The organism is Nocardioides xinjiangensis (assembly GCF_017916455.1).
Classification (GTDB): Bacteria; Actinomycetota; Actinomycetes; order Propionibacteriales; family Nocardioidaceae; genus Nocardioides; species Nocardioides xinjiangensis.
In genome coordinates this window covers 2,126,430-2,146,166 of the sequence record NZ_JAFMSY010000001.1, presented here as the reverse complement: position 1 = coordinate 2,146,166, position 19,737 = coordinate 2,126,430, and the positions used below count along the sequence as shown (strand labels likewise).

The following is a 19,737-nucleotide window of genomic DNA, read 5'->3' as shown; positions in this document are numbered from 1 at the left end:
GAGCGATGGACCTCGCGCATGGTCGGTCGGAGTCGAACGGGCACGGGCGGCTGGCCCGGCGCGCCCTCCTCGCCGGCGCGGCGGGACTCTCCGCCGGAGCGCTCGTCGGCCGGGCACGGTCGCTGGCCCACGCCGCCGTGAGCGCGGCGCCGGCAGGACACGTCCCCCACGGTGTGGAGCTTCGCGGCATGTACCTCACGAGCCGCAACCGGACCGCGGAGGGCCGGTTCGGGATGATGTTCAAGAAGCTCCCGCCGTACGCGCCGAGCGACGACCTGCTGCGCGGGCTCAGCGAGTCGATGGTCGAGGACCAGACGGTCCCCGACGACAGCCTGCTCAACACGAACCCGCGGCTCTTCGCCGGCTACACGTTCATCGGACAGTTCATCGACCACGACATCACCTTCGACAACACCCCGCTCGCGCAGCAGGAGGCGGACCCCTACGCGACGACCAACTTCCGCACGCCGCGCTACGACCTCGACTCGGTGTACGGCCGGGGCCCGGCACTCGAACCGCAGTTCTACGACCCCGCCGACCCGGACAAGCTGTTGGTGACACCGAACGTCCACGGCGTCCCCGACGTGCCGCGGGGCGGCGACGGCCGCGCGATCATCCCGGAGGGGCGCAACGACGAGAACCTCATCCTCGTCCAGCTCCACCAGGCGGTCGCGCGGTTCCACAACCGGCTCGTCGACCACGCCCGGGCGCAGGGGATCCGGCGCGAGTGGGTGTTCGAGACCGCCCGCCGGCTGACCCGGTGGCACTACCAGTGGGCGGTGACGCACGACTTCCTGCCGCGCTTCGTCGGCGACGCCCTCGTCGGCCCGAACGGCACGGTGTACCGGGAGGTCGCCGGCCGGCCGCCGGTCCTCACGCTGACCTACTACCGGCCCACGAACAAGGACGGCCGCCCCTTCATGCCGGTCGAGTTCGCCGTCGCGGCGTACCGGTTCGGCCACAGCCTCATCCGGCCCTTCTACGTCATCAACCAGTCGACGTCCGATCGCGGCGGGGTCCCGGTCTTCGGCGCCGACGGCGGGTTCAACCTCAACGGCGGGCGCCCGGTGCCGCCCGACCTGGTCGTGGAGTGGAAGCACATCCTCCCCGTCGACCCGGCCTTCCCCGCGCGCCGGCCGCGCCGGATCGACACCAGGCTGTCGCTCCCGCTCACCACGCTGCCCGCCCCCGTCGTGCCGCCTCCGGACCCGACGGTCCACCTCGCCGTGCGCAACTCCCTGCGCGGCAAGGCCGTCGGGCTCCCGTCGGGGCAGCAGGTGGCACGGCTCATGCGAGCACCCGTGCTCACCAACGCCGCCCTCGGCCTGAGCAACGACCCGGGGTGGGGTGGCGAGGCGCCGCTCTGGTACTACGTCCTCAAGGAGGCCGAGCTGCCGCCGAACAACGCCGAGCGGCTGGGCGCGGTGGGCGGCAGGATCGTCGCCGAGGTCCTGGTGGGCCTGCTGCAGCGCGACCCGACCTCGTACCTCTACCTCGACCCGGCGTGGAAGCCCGCGCCCCCCATCGCCCCCGCCACCGGCCAGTTCGGCTTCGTCGACCTGCTGAGGTTCGCGGGCGCCGCCTGAGCAGCCACCTGACCCGCCGCCTGACCTGCCGCCCGGCTCACCCTGCGGCGTCGTCGCCGGCCCTGTGCGCGAAGTACAGCTCGAGCTCCCGGAGGGTCTCGGGGTCGAGCGCCTCCTGCGGGTCCGCCACGATGTCGCGCTGGATGCGCTCGCGCGCCGCCGCGTAGAGCGGCGGGCTGAGGGCGTACGGCAGGTTGCGGACGTACCAGCGCCGGTAGGTGCGCGCCCCCCAGCGCTGGAGCGTGCGGGCGACCAACCCGGGCCGGCCCCTCCGGACCCAGAACCCGACGGCCCGGCCGACGACGAAGGCCAGCGCGAGCACCCCTGCCATCACGCCGAGCGTGGCCGCGACCTCGTCGCTCGCGAAGTTGTCCACGACGGGGAGCAGGCTGCCGGAGTACACGGGGATCAGCACGTCGACCTGGTCGACGTAGGGACCGACCTGCCCGGCCGCCTCGGCGAGGTCACGGATGGAGTCCAGGTCCGGCTTCGCGCCCCACGCGTCGCGGACGTGCCCCAGCGCCTCGTCCGGCCGCGGCGGGAACCGGTCGAGGGTGTCCCAGGCCTGGAGCAGCTCGCTGTACGTCGTGTCGATGCCGCGGAGCGTCTCGGAGCTCCGCTCCGCCGCGTCCTCGAGCTCCTCCTGCGGTGGCGTGTGCTGGTTGACGTGGTCGAGGGCGGCCTGGATCTCCTGCCGGTGGTCGACCACGTACTGAGCTGCGCGGTACCGCTCCACCAGGTTGGGCACCGCGGCCAGGGCGTCCTCGCTCTTGCCGCCGACCGTCTCGGCGTCGCTGACGGCGACGCTCAGGGCCGCGCCCGCGCCGTAGGCCTTGATCCCCACCTCGAGCAGCGAGCCGACCAGCAGCCGGCCGAGCTCCAGCCTCCGCCGGATCGACGAGCCGTCGGCACCAGGCACCACAGGGAGTCCTCCAACCGTCTCGCCGACCGTGGTCGCCGCAGCGCGCGGGCTGCGCGCCGCCTCGACATGGTCGCAGACGCGAGCCTTCTACCGCGTCGGCTTCCAGACCCGCACGTAGTCGACCTTGAGGGTGGAGGGCGTCTTGATCGCAGTGCCGCTGAGCCCGTTGTTGAGGATGAGGTAGTGGGGGGAGCCCGTGACGCCTGCCCTCTGGGTGCCGACCTTGCGACCGTCGTAGTAGAAGGTCAGGCGGTCACGCTCCCAGTTAACCCCGAACGTGTGCCAGCCCCCGCCGCCGGGCATGCGGCCGCTCCAGCGATCGGGGTAGCCGCCGTTGCTGCCCTCGCCCCAGTGGTAGTGCCACGCCACGTCGTCCTCGCTGAGGCACTCCATGACGTCGATCTCGCCGTCCTCGGGATGGTCCTTCCCGTTGAGCCAGAACGCGGGCCAGTTCGGACCACAGCTACCGACGTCGCCCAGCGAGGGATCGGTGTTGGCCTTGAGGAAGATCCGCGCCTCGGCGTACCCGTAGGAGAACTGGTAGTCGTGGAAGGACTCGACCAGACCGGAGGCGTAGCGATAGCTCCTGCCGCGGTTGTCGGTCGTGTCGCGGCGCACCGCGCGCAGGCGCAGCGACCCCTTCGCCACCCGGACCTGTCGGGGGTCGTACGCCGCCAGCTCGGCGCTGTTGACCGGCTTGGTGATCACCCGGTCGGAGCCGGCGAGCCAGTTGGGGCGCCACTTGTCGAGGTCGAGGCGGGTCCCGCGGAACTCGTCGCGGAAGACCAGCCGCCATCCACCCCGCACGCCGAAGGGCTGCGCAGCCGACGAGCGCGGCTGTGCCACGGCGGGTCGGGCGGGTTCGGCGGGCATCCCCGTCGCGGGAGTCGCGGCGCCCACGGTGGCGAGGAGGAGGCTGGCGACGACCGTGGTGACACGGCGGTGCGGGGTGGCCACGAGAGATCAGTTCCACTCAGTCGGACTCCAGGGACGGGGCGAGCGAGCCCCATGCACCCAGATTACCGCGCGAGCGGTCACGGCCGGGTCAGCGCGACCACCTGGGTGAGCGCCAGGACGAGCACGACGAGGCCCTGAGCCGACGCGACCGCGGCGAGCGCCCGGTCCGCGTCCCTCACCTCGCCCGGGTGGTGCGCCCGCATCAGCGCGAGCAGGCCGAGGAGGGCGATGAGGCACACCAGCGGGAGTGTCACACTCATCGGCGCTCCCCCCTCCCCGGTGCGGCCGTGAGCCGGGAAGCGCGCAGGTCGACCGCGAGGCCCGCAACGGCCGCCACGATCGTGAGCTCCGCCAGGACGACCAGGCCCCCCAACGGGCTCCACACCCCCGCGAACAGCATCACCTGGGCGACGACGGCCGCCAGGGCGCAGCTCGTCGCGACCGACAGGGCGAACGCGAAGCCCGGCGACGGCAGGCGCACCAGGCCGACGAACGCCGCCCCCGGGCAGACCAGCACGAACCAGAGGACGAGGATCGGCTGCGCCGGCGCACCGACGTCCGCCATCACGGCGGCGACGGCCACCACTGCGGAGCCGACGGTCACCGCCGCGCGGACCGTCGCCGAGGACTCGAGGCGGTTCACGAGCTCCCGCCCTCGGGTGCGGCGGCCAGCGTGAACACGGTGGCGTCGCGGTTCTCGAAGACCACCCGGAACAGCGGCGAGGACCTCAGCGCCTGCTCGATCGCGAGGAGCCCGTCACCCGGGATCTCGCCCCGCGCCGTTGTGGCGGCGACCTGGGACCGCGTGATGATGAGGTACGAGGCCCGATAGGTGTCGGTGTCGCTCATCCAGCGCGTCATCGTCCCCACGGGGTTCTCGATGATCCGCTGGATGTCGCGCGGCTCCTCCCGGGCGATCGGAACGTAGGTGAAGTGCTCGTAGTTGCGGAACTGGCTGGGGTAGTTCCGCGAGCCCTCGATCAGCAGGGTGTCGGGCGGCGCGTTGTCGTAGACATACTCGGCGGCGGCGACCTCCTCGGGAGTGAAGTGGTACTGGCGGTCGTTGCCGAACTGGGCGATCCCGGACCCGCCCATCAGGTACACCGACAGGAGGCCCACCAGAACCGCCCGGTGCCGCCACGCCGAGGTCCCCGGCGGCCACAGCAGGAGGGCGGCGAAGAAGGCGAGGCCTGGCATCGCGAACAGGTACGCCCGGAACACGATCTCGTTGCCATACGTGCTGAACGCCACCATGAGGAAGGGCACGAGGGCGAGCACGAGCGCCGAGGCGTAACGTCGCCGGGACCGCCACGAGGCGAGGATCCCGCAGCCTGCCAGCAGGCAGAACGCGACGGTGAACCCCCGCGTGACGAGCGACACCAGGACCTGGCCGTCGCTGGCGGTTCCGTAGCCGATCAGGGTGTTCTGGAGGTTCGAGGTGACGGCCCCGACCTCGCCGAGGGCCTCTCGGAGCGCCGTTCGGCTGAACGGCGCGGCGACGTAGAGCACCCACGCCGCGACCACCACTCCCAGGAAGAACGGCAGGCTCAGCAGGCTGGTCCGCCGGAACAGCGCCAGCGCGCCGAGCGTCAGCATCGTAACCACGGGCGTGAGCTGGTGGGTGCTCGCGATGCTGACGAGGAGCAACAGGACAAGGGCACACAGCCCCACCCGTCTGGTCGCGCTCAGCTCAGGCGGGGAGGGGACGGCGGACCGGCCGGGGAACCACCGGAGCAGGACGGCGACCACGAGCAGGTACCACACGTAGTTGATGCCCTGCGGCGAGAAGTACCCCTGACCCACCCAGTTGCCCAGGACGAACAACCAGCCACCGACCGCCGTCGTGCGGGGATCCGGCGTGAGGGCACGAAGGATGCCGAGGACGGCCGCGAGCGCCAGGAGGTTGAAGAACAGCTCCGCCCAGGCGGCGTAGTGCAGGCTGGTGTCGAACCCGGCCAGGTCGCTGAGCATCGCGTTGGCCGCGAAGAACCCCGGCCAGCTGTGATAGATGGGCAGCACGTCGATGTGCTGGTCCACCGCCCCGTGGCGGGAGACGTAGTCCACGATCCCGGCGTGCTTCCACGCCCAGGAGTACCTAGGCGTCCCGTAGAGGATCAGCGGGGTGCAGAAGACGAGGGTCGACAGGGCCACGGGATAGGTCGTGAGCAACCAGACGGGCGACGTCGGCCGGGCGAGCGCCCGGGCGAAGCTGAACGCCATCAGCACGACGGCGCCCCACGCCGTCCAGGGCAGCACCGAGAGCAGCCCGAGGTCCGTCATCGCGCGGAGGTCGACCCGTCCCAGCGCGAGGAGCCACAAGCCGACCACGCCGCCGAGCTCCGCGAGCGATCCGGCCTCGCTCGTGCGGACGCGGCGTCCGACCACGGCGAGGGCCGGGGGGCGGACCTCGGTCTTCAGCGTGGCGCTCACGTGCCGCTCCTGAGCCGGGCGAGCACCGGGTGCACGTTGCGTGCAGCCCAGAAGCCGTCGGGAGAGCAGCGCTCGGTCTTGGTGATGACGCCGGTGACGTGGTGCAACCAGGCGAGCAGCACCAGTGTGGGGTCGCCGAGCACGCCTCGGCCAGATCCCGGTCGTCGTACGAGGTCGCACACCAGGTCTCCGAGCTCACGGTCCTCCCGGAGCATCCGGACAGTCAGCAGGAGGTGTGCCGTGTCGACGTCGGCCAGCCCGTCGGGGCGGGCCTTCTCCCAGTCAAGGATGCCCGTGACCCGACGGCCGTCGGCCGCGAAGACCACGTTGCCGGGCGCGAGGTCGCCGTGGGTCCAGCCGAGCATCACCGCCCGGCCCCGCAGCCCGTCGCGCAACCGTTGCCGGAGGCCGCGGGTGGCCTCTGCCGACCCCGTCGCGCCGAGCCAGCGCTCGAGCACCTCCACCGGCTCGTCCACCCAGGCCCGCTGCAGTCGCGCGTCGACCACCGCTGTCCGGCCGGTGAGCCGGTGCAGCGCCTCCACCTGCTCGATCACGGTCGCCACCGGCGCCTCGTCGGGCGCCGAGCCGATCACCTCGCGACCGTCCCTGCCCGAGACGTACCGCTCCAGCAGCACCGCCCGGCCGTCCCCGTCGCGGCCGGCCGCGAGGGTCCGGGGCAGCAGCGCCACCCAGCCGTCGAGCCGGGCGTCCACGGAGAGGGCGTCCACCGCACGGCATGAGTCCAGCAGCGCGTCGCTCCCGCGGTCAGTCAGCGCCAGCTTGAGGACGGCCTCGGGGACCGTGCCGCCCACCTCGGCGACGGCCACGTCGCCGACGGTCGAGAACACCCGCTGCAGGCGCCAGCCGGGTTCGAGCCCGAGGGCGGCGGCCACGCCGGGGTAGCGCCGCTGCAGGAGCTGGCGCTGTGCCCGCCGGCGGGCGGCTGCCCGGGCGGCGCTCGCCACCTGGACCAGCCGGGCCGCCGCCCGGCCGTCGAGGCGGGGAAGCCAGATCGGGACCAACGTGGTGCTCAGCAGGGCGACTGCGGCGACCGACTGCGTGCCCAGCCACGCCAGGCCGAGGCCGGGCAGCCCGTGCGACTGCAGGAGCACCCAGATCAGCGCGAGCGCGGTCGCGTTGACCGCGACCGTCACCAGGACCAGTCGGAGCATCCGCCTCCGGACGCGCTCCACGGCGCTGTAGACGACGATGACCGCCGACGGGAGCGCCGAGAGGGCGAGCAGCCGCAGCGTGGTGGTCCCCTCGGCGGCGTAGTCGGGTCCGAACATTCGCATCAGCACCGGAGCGAGCAGGACCGTCCCGGCCACGAGGGGGACCAGGATTCCCGTGATGTGCACGATCGCCCGCCAGCTGTACTCGTCCAGCCGGGCGGTGTCGCTCGCGCCCTCGACCAGCAGGGAGGTCGCCATGCTCCGGCTCACGAGGTAGAGCGCGTAGTAGATGCTCCACGCGAGCGTGAAGTACGCAGCGGCCGCCGCGCCGGACAACTCCAGCACGACGAGGGGCAGCGCGCTCGTGGCGCCCGTGCCCACGAGCGCGACGACGTAGTCCAGTGAGGCGAACCGCACGACCTGTCCGGGCGCGACGTTCGGCGCCAGGTGCGCGGTGCCCGCCACGTGGGCCGGGACGAGGCGCACGACCATGACGAGGCCCACCACAGCGATGAGCGGGACCACCGGGATCGTCCAGGCAAGGAAGACGCCGGACGACGAGAGCGCGATCGCGGGGACCACGAGGGCGACCACCTTGAGGACCCCGTGAGCGGTGTTCTTGGCCAGCACCCAGTCCGAGCGGCGGAGCCCGGACAGCGCGCCGTCCTGCAGCACGAACAGGCACCACAGCACCAGGGCCGCCACGAACCACAGGTCGAGGCCCGGGCCGTGCGCGCCTAGGGGCAGCGACGGTGCCCACCACCGGCTGCCGGCGAGGAACACCGAGCCCACCGCCACCGCCGCAGCGCCCGTCGCCAGGCAGCACGCCAGAATCATCCGACCGCTGTGCCGCCCTGCGGCGGGCAGGAACCGGGCCAGGACGTTGGACAGGTTGAGCTGGGCGATCGTCGACAACAGGGTCAGGGCGGCCACCAGGGCCGAGCCGACCCCCACCTCCTCGACCGTGTAGCGCCTCGCGGCCAGCACCCAGTACCCCATGCCCAGCACGGCAGTCGCGCCGGAGTTGAGGACCAGCGCGTAGCCGTTGCGCAGCAGGGGGTGACGCACGTGGTCGCCCAGCCGGGAGCGGAGCCGCCGGGGTCGGACGTCGACGGACACCGCCGGTCACCCGCCCTTCGACGCGGTCCGGGCGCCCGCCGTGACCGGCCCTCGTCGCCGCTCAGGCATCGCGGACCCCCAGCACACGTTTCACGCTCGTCCGGGCCAGCTGGTCGAGACGACTCAGCGGGACCCGCTCGAGCACGTACTCATCGTACGGGTGCGCCACCGCCCCGAACCGGCTCTTGAACTGCGACAGGCCGGCGGAGGTGCCGGACTCGCCCATGTGGTACGTCCGGCACCCCGCCTCGCAGGCCGCCTCGATCGCCACCTTGTGCAGCAGCCGGTTCGCCTGGGTCTGTGCAGCCAGCTCCTCGTCCATCGCGCCCCGCGTGTAGTGCGCGTTGCGTCCCTGGAGCACCAGGATGGCAGCGACCGGGCGACCGTCGTGGCGGGCGAGCGAGACCCGACAGGACGCACCGAGGCGAGCGGCAACCGTCTGGAGCTTGGCCGGCGGGTCCCGGCGCGCGAACCGGGCCTGCGCGAGTCGGGCCGGCTCGTGCTGGTGGCGGGCCCACCTGTCGACCGACGTGCGCAGGAGGGCGTGCAGCTCCGGCAGCAGGCGACCCGCGGTGTCGGTCTCCACCACCACTCCCATCCGCTCGGCCTTGCGGACCTGGCTGCGGGTGGCTGCCTTGAAGCGCTGCTGCCAGACGGTGCCGAAGCCACCGCTCAGGTCCAGCACGTGTGCGCACGCGGGACGGGCGGAGACGCCCGGTCGGGCGGCCATGGCGGCCGACCAGACGTCGGCGTGCAGGGGGTTGGGACGCAGGTGGATGCGCAGCGGATGGCGAGCCACGAGGTCGTCGACCACGGCCGCGACGGCGTCGGCGGTGACGCCGCCTTCGACGAGCGGCCCGCCGAAACCCCAGCTGGGCGGCATGGAGTCGAGCGTCGCCGCCCGGCCGGAGCGGCGCGCGCTGCGGACCAGGGGGAGCAGCGCGCGGCGGCCGTCCGGGAGCTCGTGACACGTGCTGGCGTCGACGTACCGACCGCCGGCGCACAGGCTCTCGATCCATTCCGGCGACTGGGTGGGCAGCGCGTCGGGGTCGGACGCGACCAGCTCGCGCCAGTCCCGGGAGGAGGCGGGCCGGGTGCGGGTCAGCGGGTGGGTCGACCGGGTGTCCGTCATGCCGCCCGCGGTCCTCTCCGTGCCGGCGTGAGCGCACGTCGGGTGCGCCGGGCGGTCCGCCACAGGGCGGTACGCGGCCGCGGGCGGAAGGGGGCCTGCGGGACCCCGTCCCCGCGGAGGAGCCGTTCGAGCTCTTCGGTCGAGGTGTCGGCGAGCACCATGAGGCGGGCCCGCGCGAACACGTCGTCCTCGGTCGAGGACATGGCGTGCCGAACGGCCGTGGACGAGGTGTACCCCGCCTCGATCACCTGATCGCGCACCCGCCGGCTGTAGTAGCCGTGGGGGTAGGCGAAGGTGGCGACCGGCCGCTGCAGCTCCTGCTCGAGCACGTCCTTGCTGCGTCGGATCTCCGCCCGGGCCTCGGTCGCGCTCAGCTCGTCGAGCCTGGGGTGGGTGTGGCTGTGCGCCCCGATCTCGACCCCGCGGTCGGCGACGTCGTGCAGCTGCTCGGGGTGGAGCATCGGACGGCCCTGCTCCCGCTCGCGGGCCAGCCAGCGCGCGGTCCCGCCCAGGTAACCCGTCGCGACGTACAACGTGCTCATCAGGTGGTGCGCCTCCAGCACGGGCAGGGCCGTGGAGTGGAAGTCAGCGAAGCCGTCGTCGAAGGTGATCACCACCGGCCGGTCGGGCATCGGCGGTCCTCCCGGGCGAAGGTGGTCCTCGAGCTGGCTGAGCGTCAGGCTGCGGTAGCCGTGACGGGACAGGTGCTCCATGTGTGCCGCGAACCGGCGGGGATGCACGACCCAGGGGCGGAACCGTGCGGAGGCCTGCCCCGCGACGCTGTGGTACATCAGGACCGGGACGCGCGTCATCGCACCGTCCCCGACGGGGTGCGACGTGCCTCGCGGACGCTGCGGGCGTAGTCGAACGGCCCGCGGGCCACGCCGAGGAGCTGCCAGGGCAGCAGTGCGTGCGGCCTCCGCGCACCGCGTGCCGGGCCGTCCGCCGGGGAGGCCGCGACCAGGTGCACCAGCCCGCGCGGAGCGAGCCGCGCGAACGTCACCAGCCGCGAGGGCCGGCGCGCCACGGCACGGGTCAGGTACGCCGCGAGGCCGATGCCGTAGTTGAGCGCCTGCGATCGGGCGTCGCCCGGCGCGCGGCGATGGTGATGGTGGACGATCGCCGACGGTTCGTAGACCACCGTGTAGCCGGCCTCGATGACGTCGAGGAAGGCCGCGAGGTCGTCCCCTCCCCGGCCCGCGCTCCCGGCACCCAGCGCCGGGTCGAAGCCTCCTAGGCTGCGCAGCACGTCCGTCCGGAACGCCATGTTGGCGCCCGATCCGAGGGCGCCCGCGGTGTACGGGAACAGCGGGTCGTCGGGACGTGAGCCGTTGAGGTTGAACGCGCGGGTCGTGAACCCCTTGCCGAACCCACCGTGCGCCTCGATCATCGCCTGGCCCGGGGTCTCGAGCTCCGCCGGCCAGATCAGTCCGGTCACGCAGCCCACCCGCTCGGACGAGAAGTGCTGGGCGAGGCTGCCGATCCAGTCGCGGTCGACGACGACGTCGTCGTCGGTGAAGGCGACCACCGGGGTGGACACGTGCTCGAGCCCGCGGTTGTGGGCGCGCGCCAGGCCGGCCACGTCCTCGCGGACGTACGTCACCTCCGGGTAGTCGCGGCGCACCATGTCGCCGGTCGCGGAGGAGCTCGGCGCGTTGTCGACGACGATGACCTGCAGGTCCGGGTACCGCGTCGCCAGCAGCGACTCGAGGCACTGCTGGAGCTGGCGGGGACGGTCGTGGGTCGCCACCACGACCGTCACGCCGGGGCCGCCGGCCGCTCGCCGCGCCGCACCCGTCGGGCTCGACGTGGCCTCGGTGCTCGCGTGCTCGGCCCGGATCCGGGCGTCGTCCTCCGGGCTGATGCGGCCGTCGTGGAGGGCGACGTCCGCGGCGCCGACGGGGCGTCCCGCGCGCCGGACCAGGACGCGCGCCCGCCGGTACCCGGGCGCCGGCGGGGGCGGTGAGGGGTCCGTCAGCTCGACCTCCATCAGGCGCACCGGGGTGAAGCCGTCGTCCCTCGAGCGGTTTCCGCCCGTCGCGGGCACCCGGTGGCGCAGCCGGGCGGCGTGGCCGATGGCGTAGCCGGCCGCGGTCGACGCCAGGCCGAAGCCGATGGCCCCGGCACGTGCCGCGCCGAAGGCGTCGCCGCGCCGGAGCGTGGCGACCAACCCGGCGGCCACACCGGCAGGGAGGGTTCTCGCCACGTAGGAGCGCTCGGTGCTGAGCGCGTCACGAGGGCCGACCAGGCCGGCGACGGTCGCCTTCGACCGGCCCTCGGCGAACGTCCGTCGAGCGAAGTAGCCGAACCGCGCGCGGTCCCGGGTGACCCGGTGGTGCACGACGGCACGCGGCTCGAACACGATGCGCGCGCCCGGACGGCGCTGTCGGATCCGGATGCACAGCTCGGTCTCCTCGCAGCCGGTGGCCGCTGCCCCGATCCGCCCCACGAGGGGCGAGAAGCACTCGCCCTCGGCGAGGACCTCGGCCCGGAACGCCATCGTGGCGCCGTGGACGTTGCGGACCTCCCCACCGGCTGGCGGCATCCCCAGGTAGGTGCACCCGACCACCCAGTCGAACTCCGCCGGCCACCACCGGGGACGTACGCCGTCCCACCTGGGCGTCGCCGCCCCTCCGACCGCTACCACCCGCGGGTCCGCGAACGGCGCCGTCAGGTGCTCCAGCCAGTCCAGTGCGGGGGTGGCGTCGTCGTCGAGGAAGGCGATCAGCGCGCCGGTGGCAGCCATGATCCCCGTGTTGCGAGCACCGGAGAGACCCCGGGACGCTTGGTTGCCGACGACCTCGACGTGCGGCTCCCAGGTGCTCCGGGCGCGCCGCAGCAGCGACTCGTCATGGTCGATGACCAGGACCACCTGGTCCGGTGGACGGCTCTGGGCGCCGAGGGCGTCGATCGCCGCCGTCAGGTCGTGCCAGCGCCGCTCGGTGTAGGCGCAGACGACGACGGTGACCGGAAGAGACCCGGGGAGGACCGAAGCGGTCACCGGTCCGTCGACCCGTGCCCGTTGGGGGTGCTCCGACCGGCCACGGGCCGGACGTCGGCCGTCCCCGCCTCGAGCGGACGCCGCCCGAGCTCGGTCACGCCGTCGCCCGACGCCGACAGCTGCGGCATCCGCTCGCGCAGGGGGATCGCAGCCTCGGCCGCCGTGATGGTCACGGACTCCGGCAGCGTCCCTGCCACGGCGTCGGCCGGGGCGGCCGCGGTCGGCGAGTAGCGCGCGGAGATGGCGGGGCACTCGCCCCAGATCGTCCGGACGACCCGCATGCCGTCGCGGAGGGCGTTGAGGTTGCTCTGGCCGTGGATGCGGCGCAGCTCGTAGCTGGGCACCTCCCACACCCGCAGCGCCCCCTTGGCCGCCCGCACGTTGAGCACCGTCTCGACCTCGAACCCCTCACCGAGGGGCGACTCCAGGGCCGGGTCGGCGGCGTACAACGGCCTCGGGGTGCAGAGCGCCGGCAGGCAGTCGGCCCAGAAGGCGTTGTAGCCGTAGCAGAGATCCGTGTAGTAGGTGCCGTAGATCCGATTCACGAGGATGCACAGCGCCCGGTTGCCGAGCCGCCTGGCGCGCGTGATGTCGGCGCTGCCCCCTCCCTGGGCGAACCGGGAGCCCTTGGCCACGTCGGCCCCGGCGACCAGCGCCGCCACGAACCGAGGGATCTCAGCCGGGTCGGCTGACCCGTCCGCATCGAGGGTGACCAGGATGTCGCCGCGCGCCGCGGCCAAGCCGGTGTAGAGCGCGTTGCCCTTGCCCCGGCCGGTCTGCTCGACGACGCGCACGTCGGGACGCAGCTCGCGCGCCGTCTCGACGGTGCCGTCGGTGGAGCCGCCGTCTACGAGCAGCACCTCGAACAGTCCCTCGGGGAGCCGCGGCAGCACCACCGACAGGTTCTTCGCCTCGTTCAGCGTCGGGATCACGACGCTGACGCGCGGGTTCTTCAGATTTCGCCGGGCTCGATCCCCGTGCAACGGGGATCGACCCTGGTCGTGACAGTTGTTGCCGAACTCGTACGCGTGCTGCATGTCAATCCACCCCACATGTGCGACAGGGGCGTCGCGCCCCCGTCGAGACGACCCAGTGCTCTCGACCCGACGGCGCCGCGGACTCCGCCCGACGGCCACCACCGGTCCATCCGATGACGTTGACCCACATCCGTCAGCCCGAGGTCGCCTCCTCGAGACATCCGTCGTGTGCCCGCTCGTCGCGCGCAGCCTCGCGGTAGGCGTTCAACCCCCGGTCGCCGCGTTGCCACGTGGCGAGCCACATGGCGGTGGCCTCGCCGGGTGACAGCGTGCCCCTGCGCAGCATCTCCATGTCCCGGACGTGGTGGTCCCACATGCGGATCGAGGTCGCAGCCGCCTCGAGGACCCGGATCCGCGCCGCGACCTGGCCGATGCACGGCCGCAGGGCCGGATCGGGGGGCGCGAGGCGGGGCGATGGACAGTCCACACCCTCCTGCCGGACCGCCGTCCAGGCGCTGTCGTAGTCGTCGACGCGGCGTCGCGCGACCACCCTCGTCCGGTCCCAGAACTCACGCGCCTGCTGGAGGTTGATCTCCCCGACCACGAGGTCGTTCATCGCCTGGATGTGCACGCCCCACTGCTCGAGTGCCGCCCCCGCGGCCTCGAGCGGCGCCTCGAGGGCGCGAGCGGCGCTGACGCAGCGCTGCATCGTGGAGTCCGCCGGGACGTCGGCGGTCGGCTCGGAATCGCCCAAGGGGCCGCCCAGACCCGTCAAGGTGGACTCGTCGCCAGCAGGCGCCGGGTCCTCCGGGTCGATCCCGCCGACCCACGCCAGCACCGCGACGGCGCCCACGCCCACACCCGCCAGCAGCCCTACCACGACCGCCAGGACGGTCGCGGGGACCTCTCGACGCTCGTCGCCCATGCTTTCCCCACGTGGAATCGCCAACTGAGCGACCACCGTAGGCACAGGACCGGGGCGAGGCTGTCACCCATTTTTGGGATCTGCGAGCGGCGCTACCGCCCCACGGGCGAGCGCCGACGGCCCCGGGGACCTCCTGTCCCGGGTCCCGTCAGGAGCCGGACGTGCCCAGCGCCGCCGCCTCTGCCGCCAGGGCGCGGACGCGGTCCCAGTCGCCGGCGGCCAGCGCGTCGGCCGGCGTCAGCCAGGACCCGCCGACGCATCCGACGTTCGGGAGCGCGAGGTACGACGCGGCGGTGACCGCCGTGATCCCGCCGGTGGGGCAGAACCTCGCCGCCGGGAGCGGCGAGGCGAGGGACCTCAGGTACGCCGCGCCCCCGGACGCCTCGGCGGGGAAGAACTTCATCTCGGTGCGTCCGGCCTCCAGCACGGCCATGGCCTCGGAGACGGTCGCCGTGCCGGGCAGGAACGGCAGCCCGCACGCGGACATCTCCGCGAGGAGGCTCGGCGTCGAGCCGGGCGAGACCAGGAACCCGGCTCCGGCCTGGACCGCCTGCTCGACCTGGCTCGGCGACACCACCGTCCCGGCACCGACGAGGATGTCGGGGACCTCGGCGGCGATCGCCGCGATCGCGTCCAGCGCCACCGGTGTGCGCAGCGTGAGCTCGACGACGGGCAGCCCGCCGGCCACGAGCGCCCGGGCGACGGGCACGGCGTGGGCGACGTCGTCGATCACGACGACCGGCACCACCGGCACCAGCGACAGCAGCGACTCAGACGGGCTGGACAACGGGGGCCTCCTGGGTGGGGGCGGGCAGGGGACGGATCACGCTGGCGCCGGTCTCCGCGGTGCCGACGATGGCCCGGAAGCCGGAGAAGAGCTCGCGCCCGGTGCCTGCCCACTCCACGTCGTGCGGGGCGCGCCCGGTCGCCGGTCGGTGCTCGAGCTCGGCGTCGGGCACGTCCACCTCGAGCAGGCCGGCCTCGGCGTCCACCGTGACGAGGTCGCCGTCCCGGACCCGTGCGAGCGGGCCGCCGAGCGCCGCCTCGGGCGTCACGTGGATCGCCGCCGGCACCTTGCCCGAGGCCCCGGACATGCGCCCGTCGGTGACGACCGCGACGCGCTGGCCGCGGTCCTGCAGGACCCCGAGCGCCGGCATCAGCTTGTGCAGCTCGGGCATGCCGTTGGCGGCCGGACCCTGGTAGCGCACCACGGCGACGAGGTCGCGGCCGTCGAGGCGCCCCTCGGCGAAGGCGGCGAGGAAGTCGGCCTGGTCGTCGAAGACCATCGCCGGCGCCGTGACGACGCGGTGCTCGGGACGCACCGCCGAGGTCTTCACGACCGCGCGGCCGAGCCGTCCCGACAGCATCCGCAGCCCGCCGTCGGGGGCGAACGGGTCGTCGGCCGGGCGCAGGACGTCGGTGTCGAGCGAGGACTTCGGTCCCTCCTCCCAGACGACCGCGTCGCCGTCGAGGCGCGCCTCGCGGGTGTGGCGCCACAGCCCGCGGCCCGAGACCGTCAGCACGTCGTCGTGGAGGTAGCCGTGCTTCAGCAGCGTGTGCACGAGGAACGGCGTGCCGCCGGCGGCCACGAAGTGGTTGATGTCGGCGGAGCCGTTGGGGTAGATCCGGGTGAGCAGCGGGACCGCCGCCGAGAGGTCCGACAGGTCGTCCCACGTGAGCGTGATGCCGGCGGCGGCCGCCATCGCGACGAGGTGCATGGTGTGGTTGGTCGACCCGCCGGTGGCCAGCAGCGCGACGCACGCGTTGACGATCGCCCTCTCGTCGACGAGGTGCCCGACGGGCGTGGGCTCGCCGCCCGACGCGGTGATGGCCACGGCCCGCTCGCCCGCGGCGCGGTCGAGGGCCGCGCGCAGCGGCGTACCGGGGTTGACGAACGTCGCGTCGGGCAGGTGCAGCCCCATGACCTCCATCAGCATCTGGTTGCTGTTGGCGGTGCCGTAGAACGTGCAGGTGCCCTTCGAGTGGTACGACGCCGCCTCGGCGTCGAGCAGCTCCTCGCGACCGACCTTGCCCTCGGCGTAGAGCTGGCGCACGCGCGCCTTCTCGCCGTTGGGCAGGCCCGAGGTCATCGGCCCGGCCGGGACGAAGATCGTGGGCAGGTGGCCGAAGGACAGCGCCCCGATGAGCAGCCCGGGCACGATCTTGTCGCAGACGCCGAGCATCATCGCGGCGTCGAACATGTCGTGGGACAGCGCGACCGCGGTGGACATCGCGATGAGGTCGCGGCTGAACAGCGACAGCTCCATGCCGGCCCGGCCCTGGGTGATGCCGTCGCACATGGCAGGCACGCCGCCCGCGAACTGGGCAAGGCCGCCGGCGCGCACGATCGACTTCTTGAGCACCTCGGGCACGTCGCGGAACGGCTGGTGGGCCGACAGCATGTCGTTGTAGGACGACACGATGGCCACGTTGGGCTTGCGACCGGCCCGCAGGCCCGCCTTCATCGGCTCCTCGGCCGCGGCGAAGCCGTGCGCGAGGTTGGCGCAGGCCAGCCGCCCGCGGGCCGGACCCTTGTCGAGGGCGGCATCGACCCGCGCGAGGTAGGCGGCGCGGGTGCCGGCGCTGCGGCGGGCGATGCGCTCGGTGACCTCGGCGACGACCGGGTTCACGCTGGTGCGGCTCATTCTGTCTCCTGCCAGGATCGGCCGTCGCGCTCGAGCAGCGTGGCGGCGGCGACGGGGCCGTGCGTGCCGGCGGGGTACCGGCGGGGAGTGTGCGAGGGCTGCGACCAGCGGTCGAGGATCGGCGCCACCCACGTCCACGCGGCCTCGACCTCGTCGCGCCGCATGAACAACGTGGTGTTGCCGCGCACAACGTCCATCAGCAGCCGCTCGTAGGCGTCGGGCGAGCGCGCGCCGAACGCGGTGGCGTAGCTGAGGTCGAGCGACACCGGACGCAGCCTGATCCCGCCGGGGCCGGGCTCCTTGGCCGTCATGTGCAGCCGCATTCCCTCGTCGGGCTGGACGCGGATGTGCAGCCGGTTGGCCTCGGTCGTCCCCTCGCTGTGCGGGAACATCGCGTGCGGCGGCTCCTTGAAGACGACGACGATCTCCGAGACGCGCTCGGGCAGCCGCTTGCCGGTGCGGAGGTAGAACGGGACGCCGGCCCACCGCCAGTTCTGCACCTCCGTCCGCAGCGCCACGAAGGTCTCGGTGCTGGTCGGGTGGCCCACCTCGTCGGCGTACGACCGCACGGGCTCGCCGGCGCAGAGGCCCGGGCCGTACTGACCGGCGACCGTGTCGCGGTCCACCAGCTCGGGGGTCATCGGCCGCAGGGCCTGGAGGACCTTGAGCTTCTCGTCGCGCACCGTCTCGCGGTCGACGTAGGTCGGCGGCTCCATGGCCACCAGGCACAGCAGCTGGAGCAGGTGGTTCTGCACCATGTCGCGAAGCGCGCCGGAGCGGTCGTAGTAGGAGCCGCGCTCCCCCACGCCGATCGACTCCGCGACGGTGATCTGCACGTGGTCGACCCAGCGGCTGTTCCACAGCGGCTCGAGGAAGGTGTTGGCGAACCGGGTGACGAGGAGGTTCTGGACGCTCTCCTTGCCGAGGTAGTGGTCGATGCGGAAGATGCTCGACTCGTCGAAGACGCGGCCGACGGCCTCGTTGACGGCACGCGCCGTCGCGAGGTCGGTGCCGAGCGGCTTCTCGAGCACCACCCGCGCGTGCTCGGTCGCCAGCCCGACCTGGTCGAGCCGCTCGCAGATGGTCCCGAACAGCCCCGGCGCGACCGCGAGGTAGAACACCCGGGTCACGTCCTCGCTGGCGGCGCCGTCCTTGAGGCGGTCGTGCAGCCGGTGCCAGGCGGTGACGTCCTCGACGTCGAGGGTCACGTAGTGCAGGCGGGCGAGCAGCCGGTCGACGACGTGCTGGTCGAGGTCCGTCGGCAGCACGTGCTCGTGGAGGGCGTCGGCGACGAGGCTCCGGTAGCCGTCGTCGTCGATCGTCGCGCGCGAGACGCCGATCACGCGGAAGCCGTCGGGCAGCTGGCCGTCCCGGTCGCGGAGGTAGAGGGCGGGCAGCAGCTTGCGCAGCGCCAGGTCGCCGGTGCCGCCGAAGACGGTGAAGTCGCACGCGTCCACGGGGAGGACGGCCGGCTGGCCGTCGGGCGCGGCCGCGGTGTGGATGTCCATGCGCCGTACCGTACGGACACTTCCGCAGCGTGACAACCGAACTTAGGACTTTTCGAGACATATCTGCGAGTGCCACAATGCCGGTCACCATGCCGACCAGCGAGCCGATCACCGAGCCCACCGCGGCCAGCACGTCGCCCGCGGGCCCACCGCCTGCCCCCGGCGCCCCCGCGACGGCGGGGGAGGTCCTGGCCCACATCCGCTCCGGCCGCGCCACCACCCGCGGCGCCCTCGGGCGGGTCACCGGCCTCTCGCGCACCGCGGTGAACGCCCGGCTCGCGGCGCTCGCGCGGGCGGAGCTCGTGCTGGAGGGGGACGAGGAGTCGGCGACCGGCGGACGGCCCGCCACCACCCTCGTCCTCAACGGCGACGCCGGCCTCGTGCTCGCGGTCGCGGTCGGGCGCAGCCGCTCACAGCTGGCCGTGTGCGACCTGCGAGGGCGCGAGCTCGCCGCGGTGAGCGTCGACCAGGAGGCGGGCCAGGGCCCGGACGTGCTGATGCCCGTGGTCGTCGCCCACCTCGACCGCATGCTCGGCGAGCTCGGCCGCACCGGCGACGACGTGCGCGGGGTGGGGATGTCGCTGGCCGGCACCGTCGACCCGGTGGCGGGCACGAGCGTCGACTCCCCGGCCCTCACCGGGTGGGACGGCGTGGCCCTGCGTCCCCACCTGGCCGAGGTGACGCCCGCGCCCCTCGTCCTCGACAGCGACATCAACGTCATGGCGCTCTCGCAGCTGCCGGTGTCGCGCCCGGCCGACGCCGGGTCGTCGCTGCTGGAGCGCGACCACGCGCTGGTGCTCAAGGCCTCGACCGGCATCGGCGTCGGGCTCGTCGCCGACGGCCGGCTGGTGCGTGGGCACCGCGACGCCGCAGGCCAGCTCGGGCACGTCAAGGTTCCGGCCGCCGCCGGACTGACGTGCCGGTGCGGGGAGAGCGGCTGCCTGGAGACCGTCGCGAGCGGCTGGGCGCTGGTCGAGCGGCTGCGCGGCGCCGGCGCCGAGGTCGACCACGTCCGCGACCTCGTCGCGCGGGCCGTCCGTGGCGACGGCCGGGCGCGTGCCGTCGTCCGCGAGTCCGGCCGGCACATCGGCGAGGCGCTCGCCGCCACCGTCACGGTGCTCAACCCCCGCGTCGTGGTCGTGGGCGGCGACATGGCGGGCGCCTTCGACACCTTCTCCGCCGGCCTCCGCGAGGCGCTCTTCGGCGCCACGACCGCGCTGGCCGGGCGGGACCTCCAGGTCGTGCCGGCGACGTACGGCGACCGGGCCGGCCTCGTGGGCTGCGTCCGCCTGGCGCTGGAGTCGGTGCTGTCCCCGGCCGCCGTCGACGCGGCGCTGGCGCGCCGGGGCTGAGCCAGCCCCGT

Annotated in this window: 16 protein-coding genes; 2 read left to right on the top strand and 14 right to left on the bottom strand. The window is 73.5% G+C overall.

Annotation, left to right across the window (positions count from 1 at the left end):
- Positions 1-5: 5 nt before the first annotated feature.
- Positions 6-1,586: a peroxidase family protein gene (locus tag J3P38_RS10055; RefSeq protein WP_210503456.1), complete on the top strand. Its 1,581-nt coding sequence runs from the start codon at positions 6-8 to the stop codon at positions 1,584-1,586.
- A 37-nt stretch (positions 1,587-1,623) separates the two neighbouring features.
- On the opposite strand, the gene J3P38_RS10050 is transcribed toward J3P38_RS10055, so the two are convergent.
- The 14 genes from J3P38_RS10050 to zwf all read right to left on the bottom strand — a co-directional run bounded on the left by J3P38_RS10050 (position 1,624) and on the right by zwf (position 18,374).
- Entirely contained in the window at positions 1,624-2,505 is an 882-nt protein-coding gene (locus tag J3P38_RS10050) for a hypothetical protein (RefSeq protein ID WP_210439619.1), read from the bottom strand.
- A gap of 90 nt (positions 2,506-2,595) precedes the next feature.
- Positions 2,596-3,465, bottom strand: coding sequence for a glycoside hydrolase family 16 protein (locus tag J3P38_RS10045; RefSeq protein WP_210503455.1), 870 nt, complete (start codon positions 3,463-3,465; stop codon positions 2,596-2,598).
- A 77-nt stretch (positions 3,466-3,542) separates the two neighbouring features.
- Complete coding sequence (locus J3P38_RS10040) at positions 3,543-3,725, bottom strand: hypothetical protein (protein WP_210439617.1); 183 nt, start codon at positions 3,723-3,725, stop codon at positions 3,543-3,545.
- The gene (locus J3P38_RS10035; protein WP_210439616.1) at positions 3,722-4,108 is read right to left on the bottom strand and encodes a hypothetical protein; all 387 of its coding nucleotides are present in this window, start codon (positions 4,106-4,108) and stop codon (positions 3,722-3,724) included. The genes J3P38_RS10040 and J3P38_RS10035 overlap by 4 nt, the downstream gene beginning before the upstream one ends.
- Positions 4,105-5,895 carry a hypothetical protein gene (locus J3P38_RS10030; RefSeq protein WP_210439615.1) on the bottom strand — a complete coding sequence of 597 codons (1,791 nt, stop codon included), beginning with the start codon at positions 5,893-5,895 and terminating at the stop codon, positions 4,105-4,107. Before J3P38_RS10030 ends, J3P38_RS10035 begins: the two co-directional genes overlap by 4 nt.
- Positions 5,892-8,135, bottom strand: coding sequence for a phosphotransferase (locus tag J3P38_RS18370; protein WP_210503454.1), 2,244 nt, complete (start codon positions 8,133-8,135; stop codon positions 5,892-5,894). The genes J3P38_RS10030 and J3P38_RS18370 overlap by 4 nt, the downstream gene beginning before the upstream one ends.
- Positions 8,136-8,247: 112 nt before the next feature.
- A complete protein-coding gene (locus J3P38_RS10020; protein WP_210439613.1) occupies positions 8,248-9,318 on the bottom strand; it encodes a GNAT family N-acetyltransferase in 1,071 nt (356 codons plus the stop codon).
- Positions 9,315-10,130, bottom strand: coding sequence for a polysaccharide deacetylase family protein (locus J3P38_RS10015; protein ID WP_210439612.1), 816 nt, complete (start codon positions 10,128-10,130; stop codon positions 9,315-9,317). Before J3P38_RS10015 ends, J3P38_RS10020 begins: the two co-directional genes overlap by 4 nt.
- Positions 10,127-12,319, bottom strand: coding sequence for a glycosyltransferase family 2 protein (locus J3P38_RS18365; protein WP_307807833.1), 2,193 nt, complete (start codon positions 12,317-12,319; stop codon positions 10,127-10,129). The genes J3P38_RS10015 and J3P38_RS18365 overlap by 4 nt, the downstream gene beginning before the upstream one ends.
- Positions 12,316-13,356 carry a glycosyltransferase family 2 protein gene (locus tag J3P38_RS17725; RefSeq protein WP_210439610.1) on the bottom strand — a complete coding sequence of 347 codons (1,041 nt, stop codon included), beginning with the start codon at positions 13,354-13,356 and terminating at the stop codon, positions 12,316-12,318. The genes J3P38_RS18365 and J3P38_RS17725 overlap by 4 nt, the downstream gene beginning before the upstream one ends.
- A 133-nt stretch (positions 13,357-13,489) precedes the next feature.
- On the bottom strand, positions 13,490-14,221 hold the full coding sequence (locus J3P38_RS10005) for a hypothetical protein (RefSeq protein WP_210439609.1): 732 nt from the start codon (positions 14,219-14,221) through the stop codon (positions 13,490-13,492).
- Between the two features lie 148 nt (positions 14,222-14,369).
- Entirely contained in the window at positions 14,370-15,008 is a 639-nt protein-coding gene (gene eda, locus J3P38_RS10000) for a bifunctional 4-hydroxy-2-oxoglutarate aldolase/2-dehydro-3-deoxy-phosphogluconate aldolase (protein ID WP_246855656.1), read from the bottom strand.
- The gene (gene edd, locus J3P38_RS09995) at positions 14,992-16,866 is read right to left on the bottom strand and encodes a phosphogluconate dehydratase (RefSeq protein ID WP_210439608.1); all 1,875 of its coding nucleotides are present in this window, start codon (positions 16,864-16,866) and stop codon (positions 14,992-14,994) included. The genes eda and edd overlap by 17 nt, the downstream gene beginning before the upstream one ends.
- Positions 16,863-18,374: a glucose-6-phosphate dehydrogenase gene (gene zwf, locus J3P38_RS09990; protein WP_210503452.1), complete on the bottom strand. Its 1,512-nt coding sequence runs from the start codon at positions 18,372-18,374 to the stop codon at positions 16,863-16,865. Before zwf ends, edd begins: the two co-directional genes overlap by 4 nt.
- Positions 18,375-18,463: 89 nt before the next feature.
- On the opposite strand from zwf, the gene J3P38_RS09985 reads away from it, so the two are divergent.
- The gene (locus tag J3P38_RS09985) at positions 18,464-19,726 is read left to right on the top strand and encodes an ROK family protein (RefSeq protein ID WP_210503451.1); all 1,263 of its coding nucleotides are present in this window, start codon (positions 18,464-18,466) and stop codon (positions 19,724-19,726) included.
- The last annotated feature ends 11 nt before the right edge of the window (positions 19,727-19,737 follow it).

Bases quoted from the DNA above. Each gene is read 5' to 3' on its own strand.
- J3P38_RS10055 (WP_210503456.1), top strand. From the start codon at position 6: ATGGACCTCGCGCATGGTCGGTCGGAGTCGAACGGGCACGGGCGGCTG.
- J3P38_RS10040 (WP_210439617.1), bottom strand. From the start codon at position 3,725: ATGAGTGTGACACTCCCGCTGGTGTGCCTCATCGCCCTCCTCGGCCTG.
- J3P38_RS10020 (WP_210439613.1), bottom strand. From the start codon at position 9,318: ATGACGGACACCCGGTCGACCCACCCGCTGACCCGCACCCGGCCCGCC.
- J3P38_RS10015 (WP_210439612.1), bottom strand. From the start codon at position 10,130: ATGACGCGCGTCCCGGTCCTGATGTACCACAGCGTCGCGGGGCAGGCC.
- J3P38_RS17725 (WP_210439610.1), bottom strand. From the start codon at position 13,356: ATGCAGCACGCGTACGAGTTCGGCAACAACTGTCACGACCAGGGTCGA.
- J3P38_RS10005 (WP_210439609.1), bottom strand. From the start codon at position 14,221: ATGGGCGACGAGCGTCGAGAGGTCCCCGCGACCGTCCTGGCGGTCGTG.
- edd (WP_210439608.1), bottom strand. From the start codon at position 16,866: ATGAGCCGCACCAGCGTGAACCCGGTCGTCGCCGAGGTCACCGAGCGC.
- zwf (WP_210503452.1), bottom strand. From the start codon at position 18,374: ATGGACATCCACACCGCGGCCGCGCCCGACGGCCAGCCGGCCGTCCTC.
- J3P38_RS09985 (WP_210503451.1), top strand. From the start codon at position 18,464: ATGCCGACCAGCGAGCCGATCACCGAGCCCACCGCGGCCAGCACGTCG.